At 30.2% G+C, this 11341-nt stretch carries 13 protein-coding genes; 1 reads left to right on the top strand and 12 read right to left on the bottom strand.

Annotation, left to right across the window (positions count from 1 at the left end; translation table 11 throughout):
* The 7 genes from CCE82_RS07925 to CCE82_RS07900 form a co-directional block, all read right to left on the bottom strand.
* The coding region (locus CCE82_RS07925; protein ID WP_159454526.1) for a DUF6038 family protein at positions 1 to 741 on the bottom strand (741 nt) is incomplete at its 3' end.
* Between the two features lie 79 nt (positions 742 to 820).
* The gene (locus CCE82_RS07920) at positions 821 to 1552 is read right to left on the bottom strand and encodes a Cthe_2314 family HEPN domain-containing protein (RefSeq protein WP_086428862.1); all 732 of its coding nucleotides are present in this window, start codon (positions 1550 to 1552) and stop codon (positions 821 to 823) included.
* Positions 1553 to 1723: 171 nt separating this feature from the next.
* Positions 1724 to 2380, bottom strand: coding sequence for a hypothetical protein (locus tag CCE82_RS07915; RefSeq protein ID WP_086428861.1), 657 nt, complete (start codon positions 2378 to 2380; stop codon positions 1724 to 1726).
* Positions 2381 to 2516: 136 nt separating this feature from the next.
* Positions 2517 to 3155 (bottom strand): fusidic acid resistance EF-G-binding protein FusC, encoded by a 639-nt coding sequence (locus tag CCE82_RS07910; RefSeq protein WP_001033157.1) that lies wholly within the window; start codon positions 3153 to 3155, stop codon positions 2517 to 2519.
* A gap of 317 nt (positions 3156 to 3472) precedes the next feature.
* On the bottom strand, positions 3473 to 3631 hold the full coding sequence (locus CCE82_RS12965) for a hypothetical protein (RefSeq protein WP_023604766.1): 159 nt from the start codon (positions 3629 to 3631) through the stop codon (positions 3473 to 3475).
* A gap of 109 nt (positions 3632 to 3740) precedes the next feature.
* A complete protein-coding gene (locus CCE82_RS07905) occupies positions 3741 to 4205 on the bottom strand; it encodes a hypothetical protein (protein ID WP_223289624.1) in 465 nt (154 codons plus the stop codon).
* 100 nt (positions 4206 to 4305) lie between these two features.
* Entirely contained in the window at positions 4306 to 6246 is a 1941-nt protein-coding gene (locus CCE82_RS07900) for an ATP-dependent DNA helicase (protein ID WP_031864390.1), read from the bottom strand.
* A 177-nt stretch (positions 6247 to 6423) separates the two neighbouring features.
* Here CCE82_RS07900 and CCE82_RS07895 point away from each other — a divergent pair, with 177 nt between their 5' ends.
* Entirely contained in the window at positions 6424 to 7098 is a 675-nt protein-coding gene (locus CCE82_RS07895; protein ID WP_086428860.1) for an IS6-like element IS257 family transposase, read from the top strand.
* 162 nt (positions 7099 to 7260) lie between these two features.
* On the opposite strand, the gene CCE82_RS07890 is transcribed toward CCE82_RS07895, so the two are convergent.
* The 5 genes from CCE82_RS07890 to CCE82_RS07870 form a co-directional block, all read right to left on the bottom strand.
* Positions 7261 to 7893, bottom strand: coding sequence for a hypothetical protein (locus CCE82_RS07890; RefSeq protein WP_031864345.1), 633 nt, complete (start codon positions 7891 to 7893; stop codon positions 7261 to 7263).
* An 11-nt stretch (positions 7894 to 7904) separates the two neighbouring features.
* Positions 7905 to 8288 carry a hypothetical protein gene (locus tag CCE82_RS07885; RefSeq protein WP_031864346.1) on the bottom strand — a complete coding sequence of 128 codons (384 nt, stop codon included), beginning with the start codon at positions 8286 to 8288 and terminating at the stop codon, positions 7905 to 7907.
* 371 nt (positions 8289 to 8659) lie between these two features.
* On the bottom strand, positions 8660 to 9436 hold the full coding sequence (locus tag CCE82_RS07880; protein ID WP_031864347.1) for a hypothetical protein: 777 nt from the start codon (positions 9434 to 9436) through the stop codon (positions 8660 to 8662).
* A 65-nt stretch (positions 9437 to 9501) separates the two neighbouring features.
* Entirely contained in the window at positions 9502 to 9981 is a 480-nt protein-coding gene (rlmH, locus tag CCE82_RS07875; RefSeq protein ID WP_086428859.1) for a 23S rRNA (pseudouridine(1915)-N(3))-methyltransferase RlmH, read from the bottom strand.
* 559 nt (positions 9982 to 10540) lie between these two features.
* Positions 10541 to 11323 (bottom strand): MBL fold metallo-hydrolase, encoded by a 783-nt coding sequence (locus CCE82_RS07870; RefSeq protein WP_086428858.1) that lies wholly within the window; start codon positions 11321 to 11323, stop codon positions 10541 to 10543.
* Positions 11324 to 11341: the final 18 nt, after the last annotated feature.

The raw sequence follows: 11341 nt of genomic DNA, 5'->3' as shown, positions 1-11341 counted from the left end.
TAATAACCAATCTAATTGTTCATCTCTATCATAAATAAATGCTCTCTCTTCATCTATACCTTCAGTTATTACATTATCTGTTAATTGATTTACAAAATAATTATATCGAAAATCATGCTGACTTGACCTTTCACTCGTTTGATGATGTTCATTAATTCGTTCATTATATTTGCTTTCTGAAAATGATGAATAAATAGTTTCGTGTATAGCAAGTGCAATTTTGTCACTTAATTCCACTTGTTTATCTATAGGTAATTGACTCATTACTTCAGAAGCTAATTGTAACTTATCGTTTATTTTACTCCCTGAATCAAACACCTTTTTTACATCTTGGTATGCTTTTTGTGCATGTATATGTAACTTTAATGGTTTAAATTCAATTTTATCTATGTCATTCTTAACATTTTTAATAAAATTCGCATATTGGGTAATATCAATATGCCCTATCGCATCTTTTCTCAACCTTACATCTTCATTCGTAATTGCTTTCGGTATATTATCATCTGTCATATTATTTAATAAGACACATAATATATCAAAAGCAACACCGTTGAAACTATATGCAGCTCTTTCGCTCTCGCCAGAATTTTTTTGGAATTTCTTCATATCAACCTTATAAATATCAACTAATTTATCAATTCTTTTCTGTAATTGAGCTTTATTTTTAAGACCTAAAGCTTTCTCAAGATCTTTTTTTGTATATGTTTTTTGAATTCTTTCTCTAAAAGTATTTTTCGTCATAATCTCAACTTTCCTTTTACTTTGTTTATATTAAACGCCTTACTAATATTATTTATCTTTAAACAAGAAAAATTAATATTTACTTTCCATTTAAAATTTCTATCGACTGTTCTAAACACTTTAGCATACCATCCATTATTTCCTTAACTTTTTGAGATGTAGTGAAATCACCAATACCCGCAGTAACCATACCGTTGTCATAGTTAGTTATACCTGAAGATATATACTGTGGATGTTGATTATGGGTAATGTCGTGTCTATGTTTAGCTGCATTTTCAAACTCATGGGAATTACGGATTTTATCTAGTGCATAAAATTTTAATGAATCTTTATCTTTAAGTTTATTTATTGCTTTATTAAAACTAATTTCATGACTTTTTAATTGTATATCATAAATATTTACTATAATATGTCCCAGTAACTCAAATATGCTAAACCCTTGAAAAAAGAAATATTCAGAAAAGTAATTAAAATTAAATTGTTTAGTAAAGTCTTCGTCTTTAAAATTAGGAAAAAATTCAACTGATTGTCCTTTTGAACCAGGTGACTTATACCAAATTTCATCAGGTATACGTTGATTATAGTAGAATAACATGTATGTATAATTTCGAATTAGAAGGTTCATGCGATTAAATAACATATTTTGCCAATACTCGATTTCGTGACTTTTTGTTAAATCAAAAAATGAATCAGTTTTCTCAAAATCAAAGGATAAGTTTTCTAATATAGAGTAATTAAATGGGATCTGATCATGCAAATCATTCATGTTAGCAGATTCAATATGTTGTAACGGATGGATTATATTTGTCATTATAGCAAACCTCCTTTTGTGCAATATTACTATTTATAATCTAATTTACACACCAGAATATTAATAATTTAAGGCTACTTAACTTGTATATTTAATATTATATATATTTGTCTGGACGCTAAGCTTTGGTTTCACCTTCACATACTTTTCTCAAAGAAGTTATAGTGTTTTTCAATATCTGCCTTTTATTTTATTTAAAAAGCGTTTCCACTTTCTTTTAATAATACTTATTTTACTTTCTCTACCAAGTTTAAATCGTTTTCTAAATTGATCTTCAAATGAATCTAAATATCGTTCATAATATAGCAATTTTCTTTTATATTCATGAGTGAAAATATTTTCAAAATTTAAGTTTTCTTCATTATCCACACAAAAATCAACCATATTATTCAAATAACTTAAATCGCTTTCATATTCATGGACACATTCTATAGTTTTGGCTACAAAATCATAATCAAAAAATACCTGGTTAGTGCTAAAAATATTATTAAAATCATGTTTTAACTCTTCCATCAGTCTGACATGTTGTTTTAGACTTAAAAGTTTTCTATAATTTATATTTTGCAAATAAAGATCTTGATATTCTTGATTTAAATCTTTTAATAAATCTTGATTAACTCTTTCAAAAGTTCCTTCTTGTGTAAATGGAGTTCTGTACGCTCCTATCATTTTCTTAACTGAAATAAAACATTCTGTATAAATTGGATAAAGTGTTTCTAAATTTAACTTTGTATTAGCAATTCTGGTATCAACGTATAACCTTATCCATTCTTTAGAGCCATATAAAACTACTCCAGTTATCAATGCTGTCCATATATTATTTTCCATTAATTCACCTCATATTATATTTTTTACAACCTATTTTTTAGCTTTATTTATGATACGCTTCAGCGTATCGATTAAGAGTGAGGTACAAAATATAACAACCCTGATCATTAGTTCTAAAGATCAGGGCTGTTTGGATCTATTTTATTTTAACAATAAATTCGTAAAGATTATTTATATCATCTAGGTTCTGATTACATTTAAAACTGTCATAACAAATGTAATCTCCTTTTTTAGTATATGTTCCACTACTCTTATTATGTTTAGTTTTATTGAGAAAGAGTGATGTATCGGATTCCTGATTACAAATTTTACAGAATCCTTTTACTTTATTTGGTGAAATTTCGCCATATATACCTTCGAATTTATCATCTAAATTTTTATAAACGATATATTTTCGGTTAGAAGAATTATCATTCCATCCTAAATATGAAATTTCTTTTGTATCAATTAAATTTATATCTGGTCTCTTTAATTTTTTTACTTTACGAAAAATTTTCTCCAGTTGACTTGATGAAGGTATTTCAAAATCTTGGATGTACACTTTTAATTCATTTAAAAGATGTTCTGCTTTTTTCTTAGTTAATTTTACATCGTCAATCGATGTAATAAAGTCCGAGATATCAATATCTTTTTCTTTAAAGATATCATTAATTTCATTTAGTAAAAAATCTTTTTGTGTTTTATGGGAATTCATATCGTTTGTACGATATAACTTAATCAATTGATATACTAACTGCTTTACTTTAACAAACTTATACACTTCTATTTTATTCATTTCATATTCCTCCATTTTTGTTGAAGTACTTTGTGAAATGAATGCTATTCATAACTAAGTACTTCTTATCTTTGAGTTAGAGTACTATAGCGTATGATGTATGACATATTTATATGTCGCATTATAATCAGCTCCTATAAAAATCTTCCACACTATCTTAGCAGATGATTTTATAAAAGTGAATAAATACCCCTTAAAATATCTAGTGGCATATTTATACTTATATTATATTCAGTAACTGCTCTTTTACTTATTTCAGCATCCGAATCAAGATTTATCACTTCAAACTCTAGTATCTAACTGGATATAAATGGAATTCAACAGTTACTCCCGCTTCTGTTAATGCTCATTGTCTTATCTCGAAACCGATCAAGTGATCCGACTGTCGTATGTGTAGATGGTAAATCACTAAAGTCTGTTTCAAGAATTGGTACTGCATACTTCGGTGTATCTCCTTCAACACCTTTAAGATACATAGACCATGCAAACTAATTCAATTCTTTACTCCATACTCCCTTATCATTAATTTCATTACTTGATTATGTTATACATACATTATTGCATTATAGCTTCATTCACTATTTATCATTCCCAATCTTTATTACATAATTCTTTAGCGATTTGTTCGGTGGTTAAGCAATCCCTATTCAAAATTTCATTCACATTAAAATACTTAACTCCCATCGATCCACCTTTAGATGTTTTCTTGTAGTCTGTCTCTATAAAATCTTCAATTAAGTAATAATAATGGGGTTCGTTCAATAGATTAGTCCACTTTTCTTTCCCAAGCACCATTATTTTATTTTTAACTATTTCATACTCATCAATCGATAACTCAGTACCTACAGGATAAACTGTCTTCAAGGATAATGAGCTCTCATTTATTTCCGTCACTATTACTTTGTCTACTTTTCCGATAGCTTTTATTGCTTTGTCTTTATATAGCCCAATGTATTCTATCGGCTTGAAACTGTAACCTCTTTTTTCAGCAGGATGAAAGTAAATATTATGTTTAAGGTTATCATCAAATGAGCTACCTAAAAGACACATTCTCATCCTTCCCTCAATATCATCTTGAATCGTCTACACTTAATTGGACATATTATAAGAGAATCAACTAGAAAATATTGGATAACTATTACTACTTACTTTAAATGTTATTAAGGAAATCTTTGACTTCATCTTTATGAATCATATTTTTAATTGGTAATGCATCTAATACTGCTTCTTTATGCTTATAAATGGGTTTATTCATTCTTGAATCTAATAACACTAATAAACCTTTATCCTGCTTTGTTCTTACTAATCTTCCTACACCTTGTTTCAGTTTAATTATCATTTCAGGAACTATAACTGCTTCATTACTATCATTTAATTTAGTAATCTTATATTTTGTAATTGGATCAATCGTAGGAAAAGGTAATCTGACAATAACTAATAATGTTAATAATTCATTTTTTAAGTCTATTCCTTCCCAAAATACTCCCGTACCCAATATTACACCTTTAGTTTTTTTAAATGATTCAATAATTTCATTTTGACTTTTACTACCATCATCTACATAGATAGTTTTATTAAATTTCCTTTTTGATAAATCATTATATACACCGTCAATGTCATCTTTAGCAGTAAACAATATCAAAGTGCCTCCCTTATTTTGGCTTGCCAATTCAAAAATATGTTTACCTATTTCTTCATAATATTTAACATCACGTTTATCAAATTTTGGTAAGTTTGGAGGTATGTAGAGCCTGCTTTCCTTGTACGGAAAATCATTATACTTAATATCTTCCTCATAGCCTTTAAAACCAATTATTTCTTTAATGTACTCATAGCTATTTTCATTATTAGTTTTATTAGTAATTGTTGCAGAAAGACATACAACTGGGTAACTTGTACTAAAAACTGTTTTTCTAAGTGTTTCAGCAATATTATTGGGACAAAATGAAATATCAATTTGGTCTTGCTTAGTTATTTCAGTCCAAAATATATATTTGTCGCTGTTATTTTGAAGATTTTTAAATAATGTTAACAGATTATTAGCTATTTCTAATTGTTCATTACTAACTAACGAAGATTGTTTAAATACAACAATATTATTAACATCGAATTCTTCAACTATTTCCTTTGTCATACTAATTAATTTGGCCATTTGATGATGACTAACAGGTTTTATATCAACTCGTCCAGTAGATAAACAATTACCATTTTTGTATATCTCACTTTTGGCACTATCCTTTTGAAGATTAAACCAATCTTCAATCATTTTTATATTTTTTAAATACCGAGATCTACTACCAACTCGGTTTGCGCCTTCTTTTATTTTATTTATCACAGTTTTAGAGTTAATAGTTTTAGTCATGTTAGCACGTTGTTTCTCTTCTAAGTTGTGAACTTCATCTACGATTAGCATACAAGGATCATCATAGATTAAACTCTCTTTTCCAAAGGTTAACTTTTTAAAATTCATCATTAACATATCTTGATTAACGATTATGACTTTCGGCTTATATTCATTGAGTCTAATATATCTATTTCCCTCTTTTAACTTATTTCTCATTTTAAAATAAGCGCATTCATTTTTATAGTGACATTTACTCATAATACAATTATTGGTAGATATTTGATTCCATTTTAAATTAGTCTCACGTACAGTTTGTTTTGTTAAACCATTATTTGCTATATCTAAAGCCTCCATTAAATTTAATTTACTTAAATTTTTACGATGAATTTCTTTAAAACAAGGATAGTTAGTTACACCTTTACCTACTATACAATCAACAGATATATGTAAAATTTCTTCAACTTGCTGTATATCATTGACTAGTTGCTCAGTTAATTGAATTGAGGAAGTCGTTACAATTAAAGGTTTTTTAGTACTTTTTGAAATCAATATACCAGGAATTAAATATCCAAATGATTTTCCTATACCTACTTGCGCTTCTACTATTAAATTTTCTCTTGAATCATAAGCATCAAATACATCATACATTAAAGTTTCTTGCCCATACCTTGTTTCCCAGCCTTTATTTTTCATATTTTCAATAGCCTTTGTTATATGATCGAATATAATTTGATTACTCTCATTCATTACATCACCCCATAATCAATTTAAACTAATTATACACTAATTAAGAACACATGTTCTTTTTACAAGTTTTTACTTGTAGATAATGTGTTTAAGTTAGTTATTGTATCCAATAAGATTAAGAGGTTCTGTTGCAAAGTTGAATTTATAGTATAATCTTAACCAAAAGGAGTCTTCTGTATGAACTATTTCAGATATAAACAATTTAACAAGGATGTTATCACTGTAGCCGTTGGCTACTATCTAAGATATGCATTGAGTTATCGTGATATATCTGAAATATTAAGGGAACTTGGTGTAAACGTTCATCATTCAACGGTCTACCGTTGGGTTCAAGAATATGCCCCAATTTTATATCAAATTTGGAAGAAAAAGCATAAAAAAGCTAATTACAAATGGCGTATTGATGAGACGTACATCAAAATAAAAGGAAAATGGAGCTATTTATATCGTGCCATTGATGCAGAGGGACATACATTAGATATTTGGTTGCGTAAGCAACGAGATAATCATTCAGCATATGCGTTTATCAAACGTCTCATTAAACAATTTGGTAAACCTCAAAAGGTAATTACAGATCAGGCACCTTCAACGAAGGTAGCAATGGCTAAAGTAATTAAAGCTTTTAAACTTAAACCTGACTGTCATTGTACATCGAAATATCTGAATAACCTCATTGAGCAAGATCACCGTCATATTAAAGTAAGAAAGACAAGGTATCAAAGTATCAATACAGAAAAGAATACTTTAAAAGGTATTGAATGTATTTACGCTCTATATAAAAAGAACCGCAGATCTCTTCAGATCTACGGATTTTCGCCATGCCACGAAATTAGCATCATGCTAGCAAGTTAAGCAAACATTGACATGATAAATTAGTGGTTAGCTATATTTTTTTACTTTGCAACAGAACCCTTTTTTTAATATGTCATTTTAGACTATTACAGAGTTTTAAAATGATGAACAAACTTTACTAAAACTCCCTTCTATTAAGAACGTTGGACTACTCAATGTGAGTTATTGTAATGCACTATTTTTAATTTTCACTTTCTCACCATTTTTAATTTCATCGTATTGCTTTTTCGGGACAACAACTAAACGTTTGCCTTTATTAGTTTGAACGGTAATGGTATATAATTTCTCATGCGCTTTCATTTGTTGTTTCAACATGTTTTTTTGGTATTCAACATGATTGGTTTTATTTTTATACATACCGGATGTAATAAAATAAAAATATAACCAATTATTATAATATGAAGTAGCCATAAATTGTGACGCATATGAGGCCCCTGGTCTATATCGATGTCTTGTAGAAACCATTGATCGTGCTTGTTGAGATTGAATTTTACCAGTGTCTTGTTTAAATTTTGATGCCTTATTATTATATGTAATACTGTTTGTTCGACTAGCTTGTTGAGCTGCACGCTGACTTGATTGTTTTGCAACTCGTGAAGCATTCATCGTACTTGAACGACTCATTGACGAACTTGAAGACGTTGAACTTCTAACCGCAGAAGATGACGAACTACTACTCGAACTTGAGCTACTAGTGCTTGAGGTTACAGCTTCTAAGTTTGTAGACAATATACAAAGCGAGGTCACATTAAAGATTATCATTATACTTATCATTTTTAATACTTTATGCTTCACCAACTCACCTCTTACTCTTTAGACACTTCATCTTTAGCAGTAACTTGTCCTTCAATATCGTCATCGCCATAAATCATATATGGTGGACGATAGACATGAATCTTTTTGCCATCTTTAATTATATAAGGCTTTTTATTTCCATCATTTAAAATATGTTCATAAACGTGTTCTAAATCCGTCTTTTGTAAATGTGATTTACCATTTTTATCTTTATATTTTATTTCCACATTGGGTGTATCTTCTGAACCATTATTTAGCACTTCATAATACTCATATGTATATTTCTCTGACTTTTGACTATCTTTAGAAGGTTCTTTCTGTTCTCCCGATGTTCCACAAGCTACTAACATAAAAGACAAACCCAATAGACTAGCTAATAATATTATCTTTTTCATAAACACTCTCCTCTACTCATTTGCATTATAACATTCTTAGTCAATTCATTTCCAAGTGAGTGATATATAACTTACTTTATCTTTAAACCTTTTATACAAATTTTAATATATCAATTGTGAGTTATTTCATTTTAAATTATTTTTGTTAAACTGTATTTAAAATCATCTAGCACTTTTAATCATATGTTTAGATTTTAAATAAAAAACATGGTGAGTAAGGAGAGAGATGTATGTCAATATGGTTTGTTTTGTTGCCTTCACTATCTTTTTTAGCAGTTATGATAATAGGGTATATTTGTACTAAAATCTTTATTCGTTAATGGTTAAATCAATTATTATTTTGATTCATTTATACTACACCTATACTTCATTTATTGTGTTTGCTTGTTTATCATGCATTGTAAGTAAATGGCTATTAATATTTCTTTCTCTACTCTAGTACTGTGAATGTGTATATTGTGTTTTTCCCCACGTTTTTTAGTCAGTTTACTTTTTGAAATATCTAAAAAACTACGCTTTGCGGTTAATAATACTTCATTCTCAAATGTAATTTTGGTTTCATTACTAAAAAACGGATTGCTTACATCAAATAACTCAGATTTGTAATTAAACGTATAAGGAATTTGTTGCTTTCCCCCACTTTTGAAGAACTGTTTCATCTCAAGTATGCCTACTTCTTCATCATTCAAATACATCGTATATTGATGTTTATTCGCTACCACATGTTTACGAATTACTTTTACATTGTTCTCACTAGAATTCATATATACACTATATTTTGTTTGAACACCAAAGAGACTCAATAATTTATGAAATATATTAACAAAAACAGGTTTATACGTTATTGTCTCGTTACCGTATATAACATTGCTTTGATTCTCAATGATGTATAAAGGGATTTGTACAAAGAACTCACCGTCTTTAAACTTTTTATCGGAATTTATATTAGTTAGAGAATACGTTTTTTGTAGATATTTTCTAAAGAATAAAATACCTAGTATAATGATCGTAATAATTCCCCATAATAGCCAAGTACTCCATAGTGGAACTTTAAATAATTGTGTTTTCCCTATAATCACTAAGAACGTGTTTATTAAATTAAATACTAGGAGTACTAGCCATATTAATGCCTCACGAAACATGGTCATTAACAATTTCTCCTTTATCTAATGAATTATTTCATAATATGTACTACGCAACCTATTTTTTAGTTTTATTTATGGTACGCTTCTCCTCGCATGATCTTAAATGCTCTATACACCTGCTCCAACAGGATGACGCGCATCATTTGGTGAGGAAAAGTCATTTTACTAAACGACAATGCAAAATCACTGCGTCGTAATACAGCCTCATGTAGCCCATGTGAGCCGCCTATGACAAATGTGAAGTCACTTGCGCCCTGCGTCATCCGCTGATCGAGTGTTTGTGCCAAATCTTCAGAACTTAACATGTTACCAGCGATTTCTAATGTGATGACGGTACTCTGCGGTTTGATTTTACTTAAGATGCGCTGTCCCTCTTTTTCTTTCACTTGTTCAATTTCTTTTGCACTCATTGTTTCGGGTGCTTTTTCATCTGGAACTTCGACCACTTCTATTTTGGTGTATGCGCCAAGCCGTTTGGTGTATTCTGCAATGGCGAGTTTCCAATATTTTTCTTTTAATTTTCCTACTGCCAAGATTGTGATTTTCATTTTGCCCTCCTATGTGTATAAACCAAAAGTTATCCACAAGTTATTCAGTTACCCACATATTTATCTCTATTATACCGTTTTTGTATCAAGTTTTCACACAAAAATTTAAAAATAGAGCAATGCATTTGTGAATAAATCTGTTGATATGTGGATAACTTTGTTAGTAACTAGGTTATTAACATGTGGATTGTTTATAACTCGCTCAATTTGTGCACATTTGTGGGGATAACTCCATAAATCCCTGTCTTTTATACACATCTATCTTTGATATGCACAAAAAAAGAGGTCAGACATCTAACTGTCCAAACCTCTTAGTCTATTTATATTTTGCTGAAACTTGTCATTTACAGATTACAGAAATGATGATTTTGTTGGAATTTCATCATCCTTTTTTGAATGCCAATCTGGGCGAGACTCCTAAGGGATCAAACGCAGCCGAAAATCCAATTTGGCTTCATTCAGTTGTGCACCTTCAATCAAGCCAAATTTAGTTGAGGCAAGTCCCTAGGAACGCGAGCCCGAGATAGCTATCAAAAAAGTATATTATGATGTTCTCAACCTACAATGTATAAATCGGTGTAGGGATGGCTTTATCTGTATCACATAGCTTCACTTCATTCACTGTATCGATATCATGCGCCTGCAAGATTTGACCGACACTCATACGGGCCAAGTCTTTCATATTGTTGTCTTGGGATAAGTGAGACAAGTAAATGCGCTTCGTTTGTCCTGTAATGACGTCTGTCATCGCATGAGCTGCATCTTCATTCGACACGTGCCCCATATCACTTAAAATACGTTGTTTCGTCTTCCAAGGATAGCGACACATACGTAACATATCGACGTCGTGATTGCTTTCAAACACAAATGCATCACTGCCACGAATCATCCCTTTCATACGGTCAGACACATAGCCCGTATCGGTAATCATCGTCAGCTTTTTGTAGTCATTATGAAAAATGTAAAACTGCGGGTCGATGGCATCATGAGACACGTTAAATGATTCAACGTCGAAACCTGCAATAGATTTCGTTTCATATGGATTAAATACAAACTTTTGATCTAACGGGATTTTAGAGTCCTTTTTATCAATGCGTGTCCATGTTTTTTCATTCGCATAAACAGGTAAACCGTATTTCCTCGCAAGGACACCTAATCCTTTAATGTGGTCACTATGTTCGTGTGTCACAAGAATACCGCTGAGATCTGAAATTTTCCGGTCGATTTGATCGAAAAGTGCCTCCATCTTTTTACCTGTGAGTCCTACATCGACTAACAAACTACCTTTATCACTTTCTACATATGTCGCATTGCCGGTACTACCGCTTGCGAGTACACTCATTCGTATCAAGAGACCACC

Origin of the sequence: Staphylococcus cornubiensis (genome assembly GCF_900183575.1) — a bacterium.
Classification (GTDB): Bacteria; Bacillota; Bacilli; order Staphylococcales; family Staphylococcaceae; genus Staphylococcus; species Staphylococcus cornubiensis.
Note: the sequence above shows the minus strand (reverse complement) of the source record. Positions and strands in the feature narration are given on the sequence as shown.